Raw genomic sequence first — 22,314 nt, forward strand, 5'->3', positions numbered from 1 at the left:
ACATCTCGGATATCTTTTTCGGTCGATGACCTTCCAGAGAAAGAGTCGGCCCTCGGCCCCTTTTTCTTTCTGCTGCCTTTCGCGTTAGGTCTGTCCCAAACCGTCCGTGTCCGGTGTTGAAAGGTGGCCTCGCCGGGGTGTGCCGCCCTGGCGCGAGAAGGTTTTCTGAGCCACGCCCATCGAGAGACGGGCCGCATCCGACGATTCAACGGAGGTGAACCCCCCTCCGGTTCCGTCGCGCATCCTCTCCGGACGCCGGGGGTTGGTGTCGCGCTCCGTGTGAGGTGTCACCCGAACGGCGTTCAACGGTGCCGGCTCGCCGCTCGGGCCAAGGTCCTCCGCCTCCGGAAGGCCGCTTTTCGGTCAGCCGTAAATTGCGGCTATGGGTCTATTTGATCTTCCGGATACGGAAGACGTATTTGCGATCTCCGTATTTCTCTTGGAGAATGAGACGTTGCGCGCCTCGCGGGTTCAATTGAGGTGTCGTGGTAAATGGGGATTCTGATATATTTCCCCCTCGGGGCGATGCTCTTTTGTGTCTATAGGGCATCTCGTGTCTTATGTGTCTGAATGGTGCTGCCGGTGACGTCATGCCCGGTCGCCAGGCCCCGACTGTCCTCTCCTGCTCTGACCTATTCCACAAACCAAGGGAAATCGCATGGGCGACACGGAACCGACGGTGCGACTGGAGGTCCTCGCGGGCGGAGACGGCCTGCGGCAGGAGCGGCTCACTCGCGAACTCCGTGACGAGCTCGCGCGGGTCAACGGCGTCACCGTGGAGTTCGCCGCCGCCCAGGCGGTTCCGGAGAGCGGGCGCAAGGGCGGAACGGCGGCCGAGATGGTCCTGTGGGTAACCGTCGCCGCGTCGGCGCGGCCCGTCTCCCAAATGTTGATCACAGTGATCAAGGAGTGGTGCGCCGTCGAGCGCCACCGTAAGGTCAGCGTCTCCGAGGGGGAACGCTCCATCGAGATCTCGGGCCGCCCGGACGCCGCTCAGGAGCGACTGGTGCGCGAATTCCTTCGCAACGGTGAGGAGTCCCCTTGAGCAGGCCCCTCCGGCGGAAAGCCCTGCTGATCGGTACGGAGACCTATCAGGACGGGCGGTTCGGGGCGTTGCCGTCCACGCGCGCCGACGTCTGGCAGTTGCGGCAGGTCATCGAGCATCGCAGCATCGGCGGATTCGCCTCGGTGCGGGGGGTCGCCGACCTCACGGCGGATGACATGCGCTTTGAGATCGCCGAGTTTCTCGAAGGCTGTGGACCTGACGAACTGGCCCTGCTGTACATCACCGGGCATGGAACCCGGCTGTCGCAGTCAAGCGGTGAGTTCTTCTTCGTGGCGGCGGACACCGACTTCGATCGGATCGCGGATACGGGCGTCGGCGCCGGGTTCGTCAACGAACGGCTGGAGGCGTGCTGGGCGCCGCAGAAGGTGGCCGTTCTCGACTGCTGCCGTAGCGGCGGCTTCGCCCTCGGCTGGCGTACCGGCGACGGAAGACCACAGAGAGCGGCCAAATCGGCGGAGCCCATTCCGCTGAACAGCCGGGGGGTCTACGTGATCGCGTCCTCCCGGGCCGGGGAGGACTCCTTCTCGGGCGCGGACACCGCCGCCGGACCCGAACCCTCCGCCTTCACCGCCCAGGTGGTCGAGGCGCTGCGCACGGGAAAGGCCGGCAGGAACAGCGCGGGCCACGTCTCCGTGGACGACCTTTTCGACTACGTCAACCGGCGCATGCGCGGCCTGGATTCCCGCCAGATCCCGGTCAAGTCCGCTCTTGCCGTCGACGATCGGATCATCCTGGCGGACTGCCCTCAGGGGGCGGCCCCGACTCTGGCCCCGTTGACCCGGAAGACAGGTGTCTCCACGCCGGGCGGACCGGGCGCCTCCGGCACCGATCCCGCCCCGAAGTCCTCCACGGCGGCGCCCGCGTGGCCGCAGCTGCTGGACTACTACCGCAAATGCGTGATCTCCGATGAGATGGACGCCCCCCTGCTGGAGGTCGCCGATCACGGCGGCTCCTACGTGTGCCTCGCCGGCGCCGAACGCTTCCTGTCCGGAGACGTGGACGACGACGGTTGTGTCCCGGTCACTCCTGAGGCCGCGTCACTGCTCGACAGGGCCACGGGTCAGGAGGCGGAGCTGTGGGCCGGATATCCGGCGGTGGTGCTCACCGGGCCGCGTGGAGGACGCCCCTGGCGGACGCCGCGCTTCGCCCCGCTGCTCATGCGCCGCGTCGAGGCGGTGCTGTCGGAGTCGGGCGCGGTGCGCCTGAAACCGTATGGACCGGTGCTGCCACATCCGCGACTGGCCCGTGATTGGCTCGGGCCGGAGGAGGCGGCCGAGCTCGCCGTCACCTACCGGCCGACCTGGCACGCCGGGCAGCACGACCGCATGGCCGTCGACCTGCGGAACCTGCTGCTCAACGAGTTCGAGCTGCCCTGTGTTCAGGAGCTCCGGCCGGACCGGCCGGCCGAGCGGATCGACGTTCACACTCCCGGCGACGGCGCGCGCAACGCCTCCGTGCTCTTTCTCCGGTCCCGCGACACGATGACGACGAAGAGGCTCCTTGAGGACTTCGCCTCCATCGTGGGCAAGGCCTCGCAGATTCCGCACACCGCGCTCGCGGCGCTGTTACCCGAGGCGGCCACCGTTCCCCGGCCGCCGGACGAGGACACCCGGGACATACGCCTGGTGACGCCTCTTCCCGCCAACGAGGCACAGCTCGCCGTGCTGCGCGCGGCACTGACCCGTCGTCTCACCGTGGCCACCGGTCCTCCCGGGACGGGTAAGAGCCAGCTGGTCGCGAACCTCGTCGCCACCGCCGCCGCGAACGGCAGGAGCGTTCTGGTCGCCTCCACCAACAACCAGGCCGTGGACGAGGTGTGGCGGCGCTGTGAGCGGCTGGTCCCCGGGAGCGTTGTCCGGACCGGCTCTCGCGGTGGTGAGAGGGACTACCGGCAGCAGGAGGCCGCCACCCTTCAGCGGCTGCTCACCACTGCGCCGCCGGTCCGCACCCCCCGCACCGCTCTGGCCGATCTGGACCTGGCCGCCGCCGTGCTCGACGCTCTGCGTGCCGAACTCGCCGCGACCGCGCGCACTGAGCGGCGGCTGCGCGAGGCGGGAGAGGACAGGGAGAGGCACGCCTCGAAGCTCCGCTGCCCCGTAACCGCGCTCGTCGAGGCCCTCGGGCCCGACGAGGAGCTCATCCGATGGGGGAGGAGAGCCGCCCGCGCCGCCCGTGCGCGCTTTTTCGGCGGATGGCGCCGTAGTCGGCTGCTGCACCGGCTCGGGCTGCCCACCGGCGCCGGCGCCGGCGATGCCGAGGCGTGCGAGGCCGTCGCGGGTTTCGCCGACGCGGAGTGCCGGTGGCGAAGGGAAGAAGGTCACGCCGAGGCGGCACGTACCGACGCAGAACTCTCCGACGCCTTCGGAGAGGCCGAGGCGGGCGTCCACGCCGCGGCGGCGGCACTGCTGGAGGGCACGGTGCGTTCCGAGGCGAGGGCCGGGCGCCAGGCGATCTCCGGGCTTCTGCAGGCGGCGGACGCCTCACGCAGTGACTGGCCCGCGGTCAAGGCCGTGCTCTCCCATGTGCGCGGCTGGGCGGTCAGTAGCCTGTCGGCACGCCGCTTCCCCCCGGATGCGGGGCTTTTCGACCTGGTGATCATCGACGAGGCCAGCCAGTGCGCGATTCCCCACGTCATCCCGCTGTTGTTCCGCGCCCGCCGCGCTCTGATCATCGGCGATGTGATGCAGCTGCCGCACATCGCCACGATCGGCCCTGAGCAGGAGGTGGCGATCCGGCGGGATGCCGGGCTCCGCGCCGACTGGCTGGAGAAGCACCGCCTGGCCTATCGGCGCCATTCGGCCTTTCACGCGGCCGAGCGTGCCGCGGGCGGGAGCATGCTGCTCGACGAGCACTACCGGTGTCATCCCGACATCGTCGCGGTCTCCAACGACCTGTTCTATGACGGCAGGCTGACCGTGCTCACCGACATGCGCGCCCGTCCGGCCGTGGGGCGTCCGGCGGTCATCTGGGTGTCGGTCGACGGCAAGGCGATGCGTCCCCGCTCGGGCGGTTCCTGGCTGAATCCGGCGGAGATCGACAAGGTGAGCGAATGCGTCGCCTACCTCCTGCGTCATCTCCCGGCCGAAGCGACCATCGGGGTGATCACCCCCTTCAAACCCCAGCGGGAGGCGCTCCGTGAGCGGCTGCCCCGTGAGGAGCGAATACGGGTGGGCACCGTGCACACCTTCCAGGGCGGCGAATGCGACGCGATGGTCTTCTCCCTCGTCGCGGCCGAGGGGATGCTTCCCGGGGCGATCGGCTGGGTCGATCGGCAACTGCACCTGTGGAACGTCGCCATGACCCGGGCCAGATCCCATCTCATCGTTGTCGGGGACTCCGAACTGTGGCGTGGGCGCGGTGGTATCGGCGAGGTGCTGTGGGCGGCCGGTACGCGGGAGGGGGAGAGAACAGCCAGCGGGGACGAACAGGATGATCTGCTGTTACGCCTCTACAAGGAACTCAAAGCCGTTCCCGGCGCCTCCGTCCAACTCGGCACGACCGTTCACGGTCACCGCGCCGACGCCCGGCTGGAGATCGGAGATCAGGTCACGGCCGTGCTCCTGGACCGGGGAGCGGAGGAGGAGGCCGACCACGCGCGACACCTGCGTCTGATGCTGCGCCGCCGGGAGTTACTGGCGCCCTTGAACGGGGAGGGGAGGGCCGTCAGGCTCCCCGCCTGGAAGCTGTACGACGTCCGTGCCGTCGGCGAGATGTTCGGCGGCGACGGTCCCTGAAGGGACTTTCGTCCGTCGGCACCACGAGGGCCGTCCTGGAGGGCCGCGCCTGATCGCGCATGTCACGATCTCCTCGTGGCGTCGCCGTCACGATGCCGCGAGCTCACCCCCTCGAATTGGATCTTCATCGAGAGTCCGGGTAGCGTGCGCGAGGCCGCCAAGCACTTTGGCACGGTCGAGAAAACCGGCGATCGGCACGCTGGAAGGACACCCACACTTGACATTCTCCCCTCCCTGAAGGGGATGGGATTCCCGCGGTCGCCCGCAGGGGTTCCTGTTTCACTGCCAGTTGCCCGCCCGAAAGGATCTTCCGTTGAGGTCTTACACCGGCTCCGCAGGCGTTTTACCTCTCCGCCAGCCCGGCGGCGAGGAAACAACCAACCACATGTCCGGGGGCTTGGTTATCGCCACCGGTGGACAGGCTACCGAACCGCGCGGCACTGTGCCGCGTTTCCTCCCGGCCTTGAAGGGCCGGGTTTCCACGCTCAAGGAGTTTCGATGAACGCCGGAAACCATCGCCCCCTGCGGATGCTCGTCACCGGAGGCGGGACCGGCGGTCACACCTACCCCGCGCTGACCGCCGTCGCGGCCGTCCGTGAGCGCGCCGCCGCCCGCGGGCTCGACCTCGACGTGCTCTGGGTGGGGACGGCGAACGGCCTGGAGGCCCGGGTCGCCGCCGAACACGGCATCCCCTTCCGAGCGATCAAAGCGGGCAAGCTCCGGCGTTCGCCCAACCTCCGAGAGGTGCTCACCAACCTCGCCGACCTGTTCCGCATCCCCGTCGGGGTCCTCCAGGCGTTCGCGATCGCCGCCCGTTACCGCCCCGACGTGGTGCTGTCCACCGGGGGGTACGTGTGCGTGCCGCTGGGAGTCGCCTCCTGGCTGCTGCGCCGCCCGCTGGTCATGCACGAGCAGATCACCACGCTCGGCCTGGCCAACCGAATCCTGGCCCGGTTCGCCGCCCGGATCGCGCTCACCCATCCGTCGTCCGCCGAGCACCTGCCCGCCTCGGCGCGGGATCGGGCCGTCGTCACCGGCAACCCCGTCCGGCCCCAGTTGCTGAACGGCAACGCCCCCTCAGGCCGGTGGCACTACAGCCTGTCGCCGGAGCTGCCCCTCGTCTACGTGACCGGCGGCGCTCAGGGGAGCCGCCAGATCAACACCATGGTCGAGGCGATCCTGCCGTCGCTGCTCACCCGGGCGCAGGTTCTCCACCAGTGCGGGGCCGACTGGATCGCCAGGTTCACCGAGGTCGCCGCCGCGCTGCCCCCCGAGTCGGCGGCGCGCTACCGGCCGGTGGCCTACGTCGGAGACGAGCTGCCCCACGTCTACGCCGCCGCCGACGTCGTCGTCTCCCGCAGCGGCGCCGGCACCGTCGCGGAGCTGACCGCGGTGGGCAGACCGTCCGTCCTCATTCCGCTTATCCCGTCCGCGGGTGACGAGCAGCGTCAGAACGCGCGCTATCTCGCCGAGGTGGGAGCGGCCCGGGCCCTTCTGGAGGCCGGCCCCTCCGCCGACCGGCTCCTGGCCGAGCTCGACGCCCTCCTCACCGACCGGCAGACCCGCGCCACCATGGCCAAGGCCGCCAGATCCCTCGGCCGCCTCGATGCCGCCGACGCCCTCGCCGAGGTGATCCTCCAGGAGGCGAAGTCCCCCTGGACTCGGCTGACCGCCCCGCCCCGGGCTCCGAAGTGATCTGACGGTTGCCGGAGCGATGCCGGTGACACCGTGTTTCATGCGTCCGGCGGGCCGCTTATGGGGTCGCCGACGGAGACAGGGGCTTTCCGGAGGAGACGGGCACCCGTGGGGTGAGGACCGGTGCGTGGTCCGTTCCTGGATCGACGACCAGGACGAACGTCTCATGCAGGTCCCGCGGCCCGCCGTCGCCTTCGGAAAGCCCCCCGGAGTCTCCGAACCAGCTCCATCTACGTCGACTCCCCGCTGAATCGCTCCCATGTGGTGTGCGGAGGTAGACGGTCAATGTCCGAACATCCTCAACGTGGTGGAAGGCTCACCATATCTCTCTGACCCTGAGGGACAGCTCTTCGAGCACCGCGTCAGGGACGGTGGGAACCTCGTAGTTGTTGGCGCGCGCTTTCTCAAGGAACTCGTCCGGCAGGCTGACGTGATATTCGGCGAGGTAGAACCAGAACGCATGTGAAAGGAAATTATGAGAGCACGAGCGGACGATCAATGGGCTTTTCGTCTTCTGACGGTGATCATGTGATCGCCGTGTGATCGTAGATGGAGTTCTCCGCACAAAATGGAGAAGTCACCGGAGGAGGGAGAGGCTCACGGGGGGCCGAGCTTTCCGGACCCGGATCACGAGAGGGCGTCGATGTGGGCCGCGATGAGGCGCAGGTCTTCCGCGGTGACCAGGCCGGCCGCGGCGAGTGCCTGGATGTGCTCCAGGAGGGAGTTTCGTACCGCGTCGTGAACTGACGCCTGAACCGTGTCGCGGGGCTGGTCGGTCGCTGCCCCATGGCGGGCCGCGGCCATCTCCTGGCCGTAGCAGGCGGCCAGAAGGTCCTCGAATTTCAAGGCGCCGCGATTCATCCGGTCCTCGATCCCCTTGAGAAGGGTGAGCACCTCCGGTCGGTAGACGCTGGCTCTCCCGGTGGAGGGGACCCTGAACTGCCCCAGAAAACCTTTGATCGTCTCCATGTCGCCTACGGCGGAGGCGATGACCACGGGTTGGAAGCGATTTTCAACCGCGAGTTGAGCCACCTGGAGCGCGACGGTCTTGAGGTGTGCCTCGTTTCTGATAAGGCGGAGGCGGATATCGCCGGCCATGCCTTCCTGAATGAAGACGGTGAAAGGCTTCATGGAACTCCGTGGGGCGTACTGGTCATGACTCTTCCCAAGCGTTGTGAATTCGCGCGGGCCGAGACGGGGAAGAGGAATGGCTTGAGAGAGGGAGGTCGTGTGGCGCCTGCGGACGAAACCCCTTGAGGGGGTGTAACGCCGATGGGAGGAGCGACGATCATACCCCATGACCGGAGTGCTTCCTGGTTGCCCGAAGAGCTCTTGGGGCGAAGGGGAAAGCGGGGCGTGGCAGGTGGGGCGGGGGATGTCTCCGGTAACGAATCGATGAAGTCCGGCAGGGTGATCAACGTTTCAATTACCCTTGGCGGAATGCGAGAGGAAAAGGATTCGCCTTCCGGCTCACTGGGAAATTCCCTTACCATCGAGAGGGGTGGAGAGCCTGAGAATGTCGAGGGAGAGACATGCTCGGGTGTACGGTCGACGGGCGCGCAGACGACATGGAATGTGAACGTCGCAGGCCGGGGGACCTTCCCCGTCTGGTCGCGGTCATGGCATACCGGTGAACGCGACATCGTTCTCGGCAGGGGCGAAGTGGTTCCGTCCGTTCCGGCGGCGCTTTCCGCTTTGTTCGGCAAGAGAAGGGCAGGCCTCGAACGTCACATGGTTCACAAGAAAACGTATATGACGGTCTGCCTTGTGCTGCCTGACGACCAGAACTGGCCGCGGCGCAGGAAATGCACGTTGGAGGAGCTGGAGCGTGTGTGCGGCGCCGATGTCGTGGGCTCCGTCTACGATCACGGCGTACTGGACATCGCCACAAAGGGAGAACTTCTCGGAGAGACGGGAAGAAACCGGACGGAGCTGTGCGGGATCCTCGACCCCGCGTCCGAGTCGGCTCCCGTGGCGCTTTACGTGGCGACACGGGTGGTGCCCACCCTGAGAAAGGTGGGCTGGCTCTGATCCGGTTCACCGGCCACTGAAACTTGGAGCGTTCCGAGACAGTCCGCCCCGGGAGGGGCCGGTGCCCCCGGCACGGGGCATGCGGGGGCGCCGGGGTTCTTTTCGGGAAAGAGCGGGTGAACGACGGTTCTCCCGCACTAGGACGCGCTCCGGCCGGTTTTCTCCGGGAAAGGGTGAGGGAACGGCCCTCTCCCGAACGGTTACGGCTCCAGGTGGAGGCGGATCGAGTGGCGGCCGGGGTCGAGCGGGGGAGGGCAGGTCAGGCGGATGCCCGAGCGGGTGGGGAGGGCGAAGGCCACGGCCTTGGCGGGGGCGCCCGTGCCGAAGGTCGTCGTCGGATAGGCCCGGCAGTGCCCCCGGGAGAGTTCGCGGACCAGCAGCAGGCCCCGGCCGTTCTCGGCGAGCGGGTCCAGCGGGGGATGGGCACGCGGCAGGTCCAGAAGGGCGGGGATCCACCCCAGATCGGGGTAGCCGTCGACGAGCTCACACCAGACGGGGACGCCGTCCAGGCTGAAGACGCGGATCTCGTACGGCGGGCGGGCGTGCCACTCGCCGTTGGCGGCCAGTTCGGCCACGATGGTCTCGGTGTCGGCGATGTCGTCGCCCCGCACGCCCTCGGCCAGGAGCACCTCGCGCACGACGGCGCGGGCGCGGCGGGAGACCGATCCGGCCGCCAGGACCCTGACCAGCAGATGGACCTCGCCCTGGGATTTCGCCGGGCCGGGTAAGGCGCCGCCGTGCGCGCTCGCGGCCGGTGACCGGCCCGGGGCGCCGGTCTCGGCGCCCGTCCTCCAGGCGGAGCCGGCCGGGTGTCCGGCGCTGAGGCCGAAGGGGTCGGCGGGGCCGTGGGGGGATAGCCGCATGCGCTTACTCCGTCGCTTTCGGTGACTGTGTCTGGCAGGAGACATCGCCGCGCGCGGGGCGGGCAAGGGGCGCGGGTGAGCGTTGCCGCACGTCACGGGGGCGCCGGAGGCGGGTGATCGCCGCCCGCCGCCATGGTGATCGCCGTGCCGCCTGGTCGTTTCCTGGTCGTTCCCCCCGGTGGGTGGAGTGGCGCGAGGAATCCATCGACAATCGTGTTCTGTCGGTGACGTTACGTGTCGGAGGTGGCTCGTGGGGGAGACGGAGCAGGGTGCGGGGCGGCCGGAGCTGGCGCGGGCCCGCAAGCGGCTGGGGCTGAGCCAGGACGCGATCGCGGAGGCGCTGTGGGTGTCGTCCACGACGTGGAGCCGGTGGGAGCGCGGGCGGCAGGAGATCCGCCCGGTCTACCGGGCGCGGATGGCCGAGGTGTTCGGGGTGGACGCGGCCGAGGTCGAGCGCTGGGTCGAGGGAGGGGCGCCGGTCGATAGGAAAGCCTGGCTGCTGCCGGACTTCAGCGACCTCGATCCCGAGGTTATCGTCGAGACGGCGGGACGACTGTGGAGGTGCGACGTGGATCCGGAGCGGCGCCAGATGCTGGCCGCGCTGCCGTTCGTGCCGGCGGCGCTGGGAGGGTGGCTGGCGGCGTGGAGTTACGGCGCCCCGGTCGGCTCGGTGGCGCGGGAGGGGGCGGGGACGGCCGTCGGGCTCTCCGATGTCCGCCGCGTGGTCGAGGCCCGGCAGGCGTTCGCGCAGATGGACCTTCAGTTCGGGGCGGGGCTGGTGCGCCCGGCCGTGGTCGACTACCTCAACGGCACGGTCGCGCCGCTGCTGCGGGGCCGCTACGACGACCGGGTTGGGGCCGAGCTGATGACGGCGGCGGCGGGGATGACCGAGATGGCGGGCTGGACCGCCTTCGACCTGGAGCGTCACGGGCAGGCCCAGCACTACTTCGGCCAGGCGCTCGCCCTGGCCAAGGCCGGGAACGATCCGCTGATGGGCACCTATGTGCTGTCGGCCATGATGGAGCAGACGCTTTACCTGAAGCAGACAGCACAGGCGCTCTGGCTGGCCAAGGCCGCCGCCGACACCGCCCGCCGGGCCGAGGCGCCGCCCCGGGTCATGACGATGGTGCTGGTCGGCGAGGCGCGGGCGACGGCCGTCCGGGCCAGACCGGCCGAGACCGGTGACCGGCACAGCGCCCGGCAGGTCGAGCGGCTGCTCGTCGAGGCCGAGCGGGCGTACGCCCAGGGGACCACCGACCGTGATCCGGCCTGGGTCGGCTGGCACGACGAGGCGCAGCTGACCGCCCGGATGAGCAGGTGCTGGAGGCTGCTCGGCGAGCACCGGCGGGCGGTCGACTGCGCGGAGTCCGCGGTGCGGGAGCTCTCGGCGACGCAGCGTTTCCGGTCGGCCCAGCTCAACCGGATGAACGTCGCCGAGGCGTATCTCGGCATGGGCGAGGTGGATCAGGCCGTCGACGCCGCGCGGGCCGCCGTCCCCATGGCCAGGTCCCTGACCTCCGCCCGCTCCGTCCAGCGCCTCAGGAAGTTCTCCGCCGGGCTGGAGCCGTACGGCACGAGCGTCCAGGTCAGAGAGTTCCGCGCCCACCTGAACGGCGAACTCGTCTCCTGACCCGGCGCCGCCCGATATGAGGCGTGAGGTCTTGTCGTGATCAGCCCCTCTCCTCCCACGACAGACGTCTGGATCATGGAAAATGTCGGTGGGCGTGGTTAAGGTCTCGATCCTTAGGTGAAGTCTCGCGTCACTGATCCCGGAAGTCCTGCTGAGCCATAGGATTCGAGGTCGCGGGCGTGCCGAGGGCGCGGGGCGCGAGACACACGCACAGGAGCGAGGGGCACCACATATGGAGCAGGTCGGCCTGGACATCGGCGAGCCCGACGAGGCCACGTCATCCCCGGAGAGCACGGTGGATTCGCTCGCCGAGGATGAGACCATCGACTTCATCTCCGGCAAGCCGATCAAGCTGAGGGGCAGCGAGCCCGTCCGGCAGCGGATCGCTCGCGTGCTCTTCCACGAGTACGGCATCTCGGTCGATGACATGGCACGGGATTTCCCGATCCCGGTCCAGGCCGACGGCAAGCGCAGGGTCACCAAGAAGGCCGACATCGCCGTGTTCGCGCACGGCGCCCCGAAGACCCTGGCCAACCTGCGCCGCGTCGTGGTGTGCAAGCCCGAGCCCAAGCCCGGCAGGACGGTCACGAAGATCCGCATGTTCAGCCAGGCCCAGGAGGACCTGGAGGAGCTGGAGACCCTGCTCGGCACCGAGAGCACGCCGCTCGCCCAGTACGGCATGTGGACCAACGGCCTCGACTTCTTCTTCCTCTACAAGGAGTCGACCCGGTTCGGCGCCAAGTTCGAGCCCCGGGCCGACTGGCCGGTCGCCGACGAGAGCGTGGGCAGCGGCACCGTCGCCTCGGTCGCCCGGCTCCGGCGAGGCGAGGCCGGCATGCTCAAGACGGCGTTCCGCCGGTGCCACAACTACATCCACGGCAATGAGGGCCTGCCCAAGGACGCCGCCTTCTGGCAGTTCCTCTACCTGCTCTTCACCAAGATGCACGACGAGCGCATGAGCCGTAAGCACCGCCGGGCCCCCGAGTTCTACGCGCTTCCCGGCGAGCCCTTCAACGAGGACGGCCGCAAGGCCATCGAGGCCAGGGTTCTCGCGCTGTTCCACGAGGTGAAGAAGGAATATCCGCTGTTCGGCGCCCGCGACGAGATCACCTTGTCGCCCCGGGCTCTCGCCTTCATCGTCGGCGAGCTCGCGCCGTACGACCTGACCGGCACGGACATGGACGTCAAGGGCATCGCCTACCAGGAACTCGTCGGCACCAACCTGCGGGGTGACCGGGGACAGTACTTCACGCCGAGGAGCGCGGTCGCGCTCATGGTGGAGATGCTCGACCCCAAGGAAGGCGAAAGGGTGCTGGACCCGGCCTGCGGGACCGGTGGCTTCCTCCGCGAGACCCTGTGGCACCGGCTCAACGAGTGGCGTGCCGAGGAGAAGACCCTCGGCCTTCCCGACACCGAGGAACAGCTGGTCGACCATCAGGACCGGCTCGCCGCCTACGCGGAGAAATACCTGTTCGCCGCCGACTTCGACCCGTTCCTGGTCCGTGCCACGAGCATGAGCATCATGACCCTCACCGGTGGTGAGGGAAACATCTACAACATGGACTCACTCGCCTTTCCCGGAGGCCATCTTCCCGGCCTCGCGGAGGCGAGGAAACGGATCCCGCTCGGCAGCGTTGACGTGCTGCTGGCGAACCCCCCCTTCGGGACCGACATCAAGATCGAAGATAAGGATGTCCTGAGCCACTACCGGGACGGGGTCGCCCAGTCATGGTCACGAGACCGGGAGACCGGCCTCGTGGGGGCGAGCGACAGGGACGTTCCGGCGATGGCTCCCGAGCAATTGTTCATCCAGCGAGCGGTCCAGTGGGTGAAACCCGGTGGGCGGATCGGCATCGTCCTGCCCAACGGCATCCTGTCCAACCCCGGCCCCACCGACGAGGCCATCCGCCGGTGGATCCTGGAGAACTGCTGGGTGCTCGCCAGCGTGGAGCTGCCCGTCGAGACGTTCGTCGCGGACGCCAACGTCAACATCCTCACCACCCTGCTCTTCCTGAAGAAGAAGACCGAGCAGGAGAAGATGGCCGCCACCATGGGCGCGCAGCAGGACTATCCGGTCTTCATGGCCATCGCGGAGAAGGTGGGCGTCGACCGCCGTAACAATCCGGTCTACAAGCGTCACCCGGACGGCGAGATCATCCTGGAGGATCAGGAGGAGGTCGAGCGCATCCGCATCAACGGAGAGAACGTCATCCGGACGCTCGTCCGGAAGCGGAAGGCGATCGACAACGACCTCCCCGAGATCGCCAAGGCGTACAGGCGGTTCCGCGAGAGGCACCCGGAGCCCGGAGTCACCAGATGATCACCCGGATCGAGGCGTACGGCTACCGCTGTTTTCCCCGGCTCAGCATCGACCTCGACCGCTATCACGTGCTGGCCGGAGCCAACGGGGCGGGGAAGACGACGCTGCTCGACATCCCCGCCCTGCTCGGAGACCTGGTCCGCCAGCAGCGGATCGCCGCGGCCTTCCTGGAACGGCAGGGCTCCGGCGCCCCGGCCAGGGCGAACAGCCTTGTCGAGCTTCTCCACAAGGGCGAGGGCGACACGATCGCGTTCGCGATCGAGGCCCGGCTTCCCGGTGATGTCGTGGAGGTTCTGGCCGACACGACCTTCGCGGAGCTCACCCAGCGCATCCCCACTCACCTACGCTACGAGCTGCGGCTTGAGGTCGGCCCGCGCACACTCAACGTCGCCGACGAGTACCTCTTCCTCTACTCCGATCAGGGCGCGCGACCTCGGGCCGGTGAGTTTCCGCAGGGAATGACCGTGAGCGGCACGACCCTGCGGCACGCCGAGTGGCAGCCGGTCATCCTGCGGGAGGGACGGTCCCCGACCCGCTTCGTGCACGAGACGACGACGCAGGAGAGCGACCTGCCGCCGCTGCGCGTCCCGCCGGGGCAGCTCGCGCTGGGCACCGTCCCCGCCGATCCCACCCTGTTCCCGGCGGCGCTCTGGTTCGCCCAGCTCCTGCGGGAAGGCGTGGTCTTCTTCGGCCCCGACTGGGATCTGCTCCGCCGACCGGCCCCGCCGGGAGACGCCCCGCGCCTGCTGCCCTCCGGGGTGAACACGCCGTGGCTCGCCTTTGATCTCCATAAGAGGGACCCGGACCGGTTCGCCTCATGGGTCGACCACGTCCGCACCGCCCTCCCGCAGATCGCCGGCATCGAGGTGATCGAGCGCGAGGAGGACCACCACGCCTACTTCGCCGTCGAATACGCCGGCGGCTATCGCGTCACCTCCTCCGGTCTGTCCGAAGGAACCCTGCGCATCCTCGTGCTGACATTGCTCCCCTATCTGGACGGTGAGATGCTGCCCGCGCTCCTGGTCACCGAGGAGCCGGAGAACGGCATCCATCCCCGTGCCATCGAGACCGTCGTACAGTCGCTCAGCTCGCTCTACGACTCGCAGGTCTGGGTCTCCACCCACTCGCCGATCGTGCTCGCGCACACCGATCTCAGCGATGTGCTGGCCGCTCGCCTCGACGATGCCGGCGGGGTGGAGGTCATCCCCGGTGACCGGCACCCCCGGCTCCGCGACTGGCAGGGCTCGCTCGACATCGGCACGCTGTTCGCCGCCGGGGTGCTCTCATGACCAAGCGGGATGTCGTCTTTCTGGTCGCCGACACCGGGATGGAGCAGATGCTCCGGGGCTTCCTCGGGCGCCCGAGGGTCCACCGGAGCCTGCGCTGCGGGCCGTTCGGGTTCGACCCCCGAGAGGACGTCTTCGTCGCCCCCACCAAGGATCCCGGGGTGTACGGCACGGCGCGCGAGCTTCTGCGCCCTTTCGAGAGGCTTCATCGGCGCGCGGTCGTGATGCTGGACGCGGACTGGGACGGCAGTCCCGGCGCGAAGGCCATCCACCACCACATCGGGCGATGTCTGGACGGCGCCTGGGAGCATTACGCCGTCGTGGTGATCGACCCGGAGCTGGAGGCCTGGGTCTGGCAGGACAACCCGAACGTCGCAGAGGCGCTCAAATGCAGCACCGACTTCCGGAAGAACCTTGCCGACAGCGGCCACTGGCCGCACGATCACCTCAAGCCGCCGGACCCGAAGTCGGCCCTCGATCATCTGAGACGCCGCCACAGGGCCGACGGATCCAACGCCGCCTTCCGCCGCCTCGCCGAGAAGATCTCGGTACGGCACTGCCAAGACCCCGCCTTCAACCACCTGTGTGAGCACCTGCGCGCCTGGTTTCCGGAGAACTCGTGAAGCTTGCCGACCTCGACAACCCCGTCCGCGCCAGCTGGCTCGCCGACCAGAGCTTCCGCCTCGACCCGGGCCCGTACGTCTCGGACTCTTATGCGGCACACATGCTGCTGAAACGGATGCCGCGCACAGAACCTCTCGGAGAGGTGACCGAGCGAATTTTCCATGCGGGACGGGTTACGAGGAGTTGGACCACCGACCCCGAACACGGTGTTCCCTTTCTCTCTAGTGCGGATATCTTTCAGGCTGATCTGTCGTCACTTTCAATGATTACTCGGAGGTCGTTCCGGGGAAATCCAAAGCTCCCGCTTGAGCCCGGGTGGACTCTGATCACCCGCTCGGGGATGACGGCGGGGCGGGTCACCTACGCCCGCCTCGATATGCAGGGGTATGCATGTAGCGAGGACGTACTACGAGTGGTCCCCGATCGGGATAAGATCCCCGCCGGATATCTTTCCACCTTCCTGGCCAGCCCTTTTGGTATACCAATGATCAAGGGGGGGATTTACGGCACGAGCGTCAAGCACATCGAGCCCTCGCATATCGCGGATCTTCCCGTCCCCCGCGTCGAGGCTGACATCGAACAGCGGATCGACTCCCTGATCCGGGAGGCGATGATGCTGCGGGCGCGCTTCCAGGCCGGGGTCGTCGACGCCACCCACGACCTCTTCAAGAGCGCCGGCCTCTCCGAGCTCATCAACTTCAACTGGCACGACCAGCCCCGTGACGTGGACTTCTCCGTCTCCGGCCTCACCTCCACATCGCTGCGCGCGCTCAACTTCTCACCGCGAGCGCGGCGCGTCATCGACGTTCTCCGCTCCGTCCCCCACCGCACTCTCGGCGAGATCTGCGCTGGTGGCTATCTGGATTCGGGGGCTCGGTTTAAGCGGATTGAAGGCGATCGTGACCACGGTGGTGTGAAGCTGGTTGGTCAGCGGCAAGGCTTCTGGCTTCGCCCGGAGGGGCGATGGATTAATCCGCGGCACGCTCCGCCCGGAATCTTTGCCGCTGACGAGTCTGTGTTGATTGCAGCTCAAGGAACCCTTGGTGACAGTGAGGTGTTCTGTAGGCCCATATTTGTGACCGGTGAATGGCTTAAAAACGTCTACACGCAGCACTTTCTTCGAGTTGTCTCTGGGGAGCTGGAGTTTCCCGGAGCCTATCTTTTTGCTTTTCTTCGATCAGAGGTCGCCTTCCGGGTCCTCCGTTCGATGAGTGTCGGCGGTAAACAGCAGGACCTTCATACGGAGCTGCGCCAGCAGGTTCCCGTGCCGGAATGCACTCCCGAGGATCGGGAGCGGATCGCGGAGACGGTGAGACAGGCATATCGGTGGCGGGACGAGGCCGATATGAAGGAAGATCAGGCTCTTGCTCTGCTCGACCAGGCGATAAGAGAGGCGGCGCGGTAGCCCATGGCTCAGATCGTCGGTGGCGGCCCCCCGGTCAACGACGCGGAGCGCATGGCGATCGCGCACCTGCGCGATCACGCACCCGGCGACTGGCTCGTGCTGCACAACATCGAGATCCCCGTCCACGGCGGTAAATACGAGGTCGACCTCATCGTGGTGACCGGCCACTCGGTCTGCCTGATCGACGTGAAGGGCACCCGGGGACGGATCGAGGTGGCCAACCGCAGATGGTATCCCTCGCGGCGGGCGCCGTTCGGCTCGCCGGTGGCCAAACTGCGGGGGCACGCCCGTGCGCTCAAGGGGCAGCTCGAACGGGAACGGCCCGCGCTGAGCCGTGTCTATGTGGACTCGCTCGTGGTCCTCACCGCGGACGACGCCCGGCTGGTCGACCCCGACGACCGCCCCGACGCGGAGGCCAACGACGTCACCACCCTTTCCGGGCTCGTCCAGACCCTGAGCGATGTCTCTCGTGTGCGGGCCGGGCTGACCCGGGACGCGCGGCCGTACCACCGGGACATCGTCGAGGCGCTTGAGGGGACCGTGCGCAGGCCGACGGGACCGCAGCGGTTCGGCAACTGGGTCGTGCGGGAGAGGCTCGGCGGCACCGACGAGGTGACCGAGTATCGTGCCGTCAACGCCACCGTGACCTCCTCCGAGACCGTGCTGCTCCGTGTTTACCGCGCCGACCCGTTCCAGCCGGAGGAGATCCGCGCCGCGGAACGGGTCGCCATCGCCAACGCCTACGAGGTTCTGGCGAAGATGCCCGCGAGCGAGCACATCGTCGGACGGCGTGACTTCTTCGCCGGGGAGGATGAGAGCCAGTTCGTGCTGGTCATGGACGACGTGCACGGGCAGGCGTTGCATCTGAGGTTGAACGACCCCCGGCAGCCGCTCGGCGCCGACGCCAGGCTCAGGGTGATCCGCGACATGCTGCGCGGACTGGCGCACGCCCACAGGTTCAGGGTGATCCACCGGGCGCTGTCCCCGACCGCCGTGCTGGTGACCGGGGGAGGGAAGGCTCTCCTGACCGGGTTCGATTATGCCCGGCCCGAGGATCCGCGCCCTCACACCGTCGTCCAGCGGCTCGCCGACGCGCTCGACCCCGCCTACGTGGCGCCCGAGTGCCAGTCGCGGGCCCAGGCGATGAGCCGTGCCTCGGACGTCTACGCGGCCGGGGTGATCGCCTTCCAGCTCCTCACCGGGGAGTTGCCGTTCGCCACGACGGCGGATCAGTTCGAAAAGGGCGGTGTCCTTCCCGCGCACGTGATGACCTCCGCGGGTGTGCCGGAGGACGTGGCCGAGCTGCTGCGGCGGATGTGCGCGCCGGCCCCTTCGGCCCGCCCGTCCTCGGCCGAGGCCCTCGATCTGCTCCGGCGCGCGATGGGGGGTGACGGCGGACGTGAGGGGAGCGGTGGAGGCACGGGAGGATCCGTGCGGGGGACGACCGGGGAGGAGAGGCCCGATCATCGGAATCTCCCCGAGGGATACCAGCTCACCCGGACGCACACCGTGCGTCGCAAGCTGGGGGCGGGCACCTTCGGCGTGGTCTACCAGGTCTACGACAACCTGGCGTCCACGGACCGGGTCGTCAAGCTCGTGCTCAAGGACCGTGAGTCGCTGACCGAGCGGCTCAAGCAGGAATACCACGTTCTGCGGGGGCTGTCGCATCCCAACGTGGTCAAGGTGGAGCACGCCGACTACCTGGGCAGCACCGACATTCCCTACCTCGTCTTCGAGTATGTCGACGGGCAGGACGTCCACGAACTGATCAAGGGAAGACCACTGGGCCCGGCGGACGCCGTCAAGCTCGCTGTCGACGTCGCCGAGGGTCTTGTCTACCTGCACGGCAACGGGATCTACCACTGCGACATCAAGCCGAGGAACCTGCTGCGGACCGACGCCGGTTGCAAGATCATTGACTTCAACGTCTCGGTCACCGCCGACTCCAGCCTGTCCAAGGCCGGCGGCACCGGAAAATACGCGCCGCCGGACACCGGGGCGGGGTCGCACACGGTGGCCGACCTGGCCGATCGTGATGTGTACGGCCTCGGTCTGACCCTGTACGAGCTGGTCACCGGTACGTGGCCGTTCGCCCATCCTCATCGCGCGTTCGGCGAGGAGCCGATCGATCCCGCCACGCTGCCCGGTCTCGGTGATCTGTCCGACGCCCTGGTCACGGCCCTGACGAAGGCGATCGCCCCGCTCCGAGGTGACCGATACGCCGCCGCCACCGACTTCCTCGCCGCGCTGAAGGCGATTGGAGAGGAGGTGCGCAAACGAAGGCCGGCGCCGATCCCCGAACCGTCTCCGAAAGGCCAGTCGGAGAACGGCAACCCGTTCGTGACGCATCTGCAGACCCTCTACAGCCAGAGCACCGTCAGCAACGCGGGTACCCGCGGCCAGGACCCGTTCAAGCTCTACGTGCCGACGGCGCTCGACGAGCGTCTGATCCCGGATGTCCTCAACGGCCGCTACACCCTTGTGGTGATCAGTGGAAACGCGGGAGACGGCAAGACCGCGTTCCTGGAGCACCTGATCACCCGTGCGGAGAGGCGCGGGGCCGAGCCTGGGGAGCCGAGAGAGAATGGTGCGGACGTCAGGCTGCCCGGCGGGCGGTGGCTGCGCACCAACCACGACGGCAGCCAGGACGAGGGCGACAAGGCCAACGACGACGTCCTGCTCGATTTCTTCGCGCCGTTCGCCGGGACCGTTCCCGTCGCGGACTCCGGCGAGACGCGTCTCATCGCGATCAACGAGGGGCGCCTGATCGACTTTCTCGCCACGCACGAGGAGCGGTTCGGCTGGCTGGCCACGGCCGTCCGCGTCGGCCTCGGTGGAGAACAGGCGCCCGGCGGCGTGGCCGTGGTCAACCTCAACCGGCGCAGCGTGGTCGCCGGAGACGACGAGTCGATCTTCGATCGGGTGCTGCGCCGGATGACCCACGAACGTTTCTGGGAGGCCTGCGACTCGTGCGAGCTGGCGAAGGTCTGCTACGCCCCGCACAACGCGCGGACCTTCGCCCACTCCAGCGCCGGCGCCAAGGTGACCAGACGGCTGAGAGATCTTTACACGCTGGCACACCTGCGCGGCCACCTGCACACGACCCTGCGGGACCTCCGGTCGGGCCTGGCGTTCATGCTCACCTCGGGCCGCAGCTGCGAGCAGATCCGCGAGCTCTACCGGGACGGCGGCGCCGAGGCGATCCTGGACGGCTTCTACTTCAACAGCTGGGCGGGCACCCCGGGGACCAGGGACAGGTTGCTCGCCTTCCTGCGGGAGGTGGACGTCGCCACCGTGCCCGACCCCGTGCTCGACCGTCAGATCGACTACGTCGGTCCCGACGCGGGCCAGGCGGTGATGACCGTCGACCAGCGCGGAGACTACGACGTGCGGCTGCTGGGCAAGCTCTTCGCGCGGCTTCCCCGCAGTGCCGCGCCGTCGCCCCAGCAGATCGCCGCGCACCTCGGATATGTGGCCTCGGCACGTCGGCGGTTCTACTTCGAATGCGTCGACGACAGGCGCTCACGGCGGCTGCTGCCGTACCGCTCGGCCGAGAGGCTCCTGGAGGTGCTGAGCCGTCCGGAGCTGATCGCCGGGCACCTGCCGGAGATCGTCAAGGCGATCAACCGGGGGGAGGGGCTGCCGGACCCCGGGCCGCTGGGAGACGTTCTGGCGCTGCGGATCCGCCAGGTTCCGGGCGGGACCATCCGCAGCCATCGCCTCTTCCCGCTGGCGGCGCTGTCGTTGACGACCACGGCGAACACGCCCTCGCCCTACCTTGAGGAGCAACCGGACGCGCTGGTGCTGAGCTACCAGGGGGAGGCGGGACCCCGGGCGCGGCTGCGTATCCGGCTTGACCTCTACGAGCTGCTGTCCCGGCTACGGGACGGCTATCTTCCCGGGGTCGCCGAGCGGCAGGGACTCTATCTCGGCTTGACGATCTTCAAGAACGAGCTGTCCGCGGCGCCGTACCAGGAGGTGCTGCTCACCACGGGAGGAAGAGACCTGTACCGGATCCGGCGTGATCCCAGCGGCCGGCTCCTCATGCGGCCTCTCACCGAGGGGAGCGAGCGGTGACCCTTCACAAGGGCGACAGGGAGTTCCGGCACCCCGGCGTGACCCATGTCGACTACAAGCAGGTGGAGATGGACCGGGTGCTGACGGCGTTCCTCCCGCGTCTGTGGTGGGGAGGATCACCGAGCGTCCTGGCGAGATCCGCGGATCTCTCCGTCGACGACTTCGTCACCACCGTGCACGAACATCCCACGCTGTTCGACGGCTTCGAGCGGGATGTCACTCGCCGGTGGTTGGAGACCCATCTTCTGGACCTCGTCAATCGCGGCAAGCCCAACCAGATGGTCGCGGGCCTGCGGCCCCTGCACGGGTTCACCTATCGGTTCCGCAACTCCCGCCGTTCCCGGCCGTCCGGCGTTGACGAGCAGCTCTACGCGATGATCCAGCACGCCTCCGACGGTAAGGGCATCCATGCCCTCCGGTATTTGAAGACCTTCTTCTTCGCGGGGGTCGACGCGAACACCGAGACGCCCAAGCTCGGGGCGGAGATCGATGTGGAGACCCAGGCCCTGATCAACCTGTCCGAAGCGGTCAGGAAGGACATCACCGATCGAGCCGCCGGGACGAAGGACCGCAAGTCCTACCCGCCGCTGTGTCCTCGCGCGTCCGATCTGCTGGTGGACGACGTCGTCCGGCTGCTCTTCCACCAGCACCTGATCCCCCGATCCGTGCTGGTCGACTACCTGAAGATCCTTTTCGCCTTCCACCTGGCCCTCTACCACCTGCAGATCATGAAACTGCTCCCCGCGCGGGTGAAGGGAGAGCAGCCGAGTCCGGGCGGCGGGTTCTTCCTCGACGTTGCGGGGATCCCCGGCACGCCCGCCGCCCGGCTCGCCGAGCGCAGCGCGTCGGTGTGGTACGGGCGCATCCCCGAGTTCGTGCGCGCCACCTTCTGCGTGAAGAAGCTCGACGACTTCGCGCAGAACCTGGTCAAGCTCACCAAGCTCGGCAAACCCTCGAACGGGGCCTTCACGGTGGAGGATCTGGTGACGCTTCTCGGCCCCGCCTACTCCGGCGAGCGTGCCCAGTTCGCCGGCGCCAGGCTGAACCGGGTGCTGGAGAGCTCCCGGACCGCGGAGGAGGAGCTCGACTCCACCGTCACCCGGATCCTGGAGCTGGAGCTCGACCCGTTCACCACGTACATCGACGTCATCACGGCCTTCCGGGTCCGATTCCACCGTCAGTACGTCACCGAGTGCCTTGACTCGCTTCTGCTCAAGAACCGCCCAGGGGCGATGATCGCCCAGCCGCGCAGAGGGGAGAGGCGCTTCGTCATGGACAGCCGCCTGCTGGAGGTCCTCCTGCAGATCGCGCTGCTCCGGCCCGGTGGATCCCAGGGGTTCCACACCGCTTCCCTGCGGGTGGACGAGTTCTTGGCGACCCTGCGAGACCGCTATGGGCTCCACATCGATCGCCTTCCCTCGGGCGATGGCTTCGGGCAGGCGGGCATCACCGATCAGGGGGCGCTCCGAGAGAACGTGCGGGCTTTCACCGCACGCCTCCGCGAGATCGGGTTCTACTCCGACATGTCGGACGCCTATCTCACCCAGACCATCACCCCACGTTACGTCGTACCGGCCTGACAG

Annotated in this window: 13 protein-coding genes; 11 read left to right on the top strand and 2 right to left on the bottom strand. The window is 68.1% G+C overall.

Translation table 11 applies throughout. The annotated features are described in order from the left end of the window. Positions 1-658 precede the first annotated feature (658 nt). The 3 genes from ABZ194_RS15110 to murG all read left to right on the top strand — a co-directional run bounded on the left by ABZ194_RS15110 (position 659) and on the right by murG (position 6,495). Positions 659-1,045, top strand: coding sequence for a hypothetical protein (locus ABZ194_RS15110; protein ID WP_355596371.1), 387 nt, complete (start codon positions 659-661; stop codon positions 1,043-1,045). Continuing rightward, positions 1,042-4,800, top strand: a complete 3,759-nt coding sequence (locus ABZ194_RS15115) for an AAA domain-containing protein (protein ID WP_355596373.1) — start codon at positions 1,042-1,044, stop codon at positions 4,798-4,800. The genes ABZ194_RS15110 and ABZ194_RS15115 overlap by 4 nt, the downstream gene beginning before the upstream one ends. A gap of 498 nt (positions 4,801-5,298) precedes the next feature. After that, entirely contained in the window at positions 5,299-6,495 is a 1,197-nt protein-coding gene (gene murG / locus ABZ194_RS15120; protein WP_355596375.1) for an undecaprenyldiphospho-muramoylpentapeptide beta-N-acetylglucosaminyltransferase, read from the top strand. A gap of 627 nt (positions 6,496-7,122) precedes the next feature. Here murG and ABZ194_RS15125 read toward each other — a convergent pair. Then, entirely contained in the window at positions 7,123-7,626 is a 504-nt protein-coding gene (locus tag ABZ194_RS15125) for a hypothetical protein (RefSeq protein ID WP_355596377.1), read from the bottom strand. 309 nt (positions 7,627-7,935) lie between these two features. Here ABZ194_RS15125 and ABZ194_RS15130 point away from each other — a divergent pair, with 309 nt between their 5' ends. Next, on the top strand, positions 7,936-8,526 hold the full coding sequence (locus ABZ194_RS15130; RefSeq protein ID WP_355596379.1) for a hypothetical protein: 591 nt from the start codon (positions 7,936-7,938) through the stop codon (positions 8,524-8,526). A 200-nt stretch (positions 8,527-8,726) separates the two neighbouring features. On the opposite strand, the gene ABZ194_RS15135 is transcribed toward ABZ194_RS15130, so the two are convergent. Further along, positions 8,727-9,389 (bottom strand): hypothetical protein, encoded by a 663-nt coding sequence (locus tag ABZ194_RS15135; RefSeq protein WP_355596381.1) that lies wholly within the window; start codon positions 9,387-9,389, stop codon positions 8,727-8,729. A 250-nt stretch (positions 9,390-9,639) separates the two neighbouring features. Between ABZ194_RS15135 and ABZ194_RS15140 the strand changes: the two genes are divergently transcribed. The 7 genes from ABZ194_RS15140 (at position 9,640) to ABZ194_RS15170 (ending at position 22,311) form a co-directional block, all read left to right on the top strand. Beyond that, positions 9,640-11,019 carry a helix-turn-helix transcriptional regulator gene (locus ABZ194_RS15140; protein WP_355596383.1) on the top strand — a complete coding sequence of 460 codons (1,380 nt, stop codon included), beginning with the start codon at positions 9,640-9,642 and terminating at the stop codon, positions 11,017-11,019. A 232-nt stretch (positions 11,020-11,251) separates the two neighbouring features. Beyond that, the gene (locus ABZ194_RS15145) at positions 11,252-13,339 is read left to right on the top strand and encodes an N-6 DNA methylase (protein ID WP_355596385.1); all 2,088 of its coding nucleotides are present in this window, start codon (positions 11,252-11,254) and stop codon (positions 13,337-13,339) included. Next, positions 13,336-14,628 (top strand): AAA family ATPase, encoded by a 1,293-nt coding sequence (locus tag ABZ194_RS15150; RefSeq protein ID WP_355596387.1) that lies wholly within the window; start codon positions 13,336-13,338, stop codon positions 14,626-14,628. Before ABZ194_RS15145 ends, ABZ194_RS15150 begins: the two co-directional genes overlap by 4 nt. Then, positions 14,625-15,248: a hypothetical protein gene (locus ABZ194_RS15155; protein WP_355596389.1), complete on the top strand. Its 624-nt coding sequence runs from the start codon at positions 14,625-14,627 to the stop codon at positions 15,246-15,248. Before ABZ194_RS15150 ends, ABZ194_RS15155 begins: the two co-directional genes overlap by 4 nt. Continuing rightward, complete coding sequence (locus tag ABZ194_RS15160; protein WP_355596391.1) at positions 15,245-16,654, top strand: hypothetical protein; 1,410 nt, start codon at positions 15,245-15,247, stop codon at positions 16,652-16,654. The genes ABZ194_RS15155 and ABZ194_RS15160 overlap by 4 nt, the downstream gene beginning before the upstream one ends. A 3-nt stretch (positions 16,655-16,657) precedes the next feature. Continuing rightward, positions 16,658-20,731, top strand: a complete 4,074-nt coding sequence (locus ABZ194_RS15165; RefSeq protein WP_355596393.1) for a protein kinase — start codon at positions 16,658-16,660, stop codon at positions 20,729-20,731. Next, on the top strand, positions 20,728-22,311 hold the full coding sequence (locus tag ABZ194_RS15170) for a hypothetical protein (RefSeq protein ID WP_355596395.1): 1,584 nt from the start codon (positions 20,728-20,730) through the stop codon (positions 22,309-22,311). The genes ABZ194_RS15165 and ABZ194_RS15170 overlap by 4 nt, the downstream gene beginning before the upstream one ends. The last annotated feature ends 3 nt before the right edge of the window (positions 22,312-22,314 follow it).

Origin of the sequence: Streptosporangium sp. NPDC006007 (assembly GCF_040614315.1) — a bacterium.
GTDB lineage: Bacteria > Actinomycetota > Actinomycetes > Streptosporangiales > Streptosporangiaceae > Streptosporangium.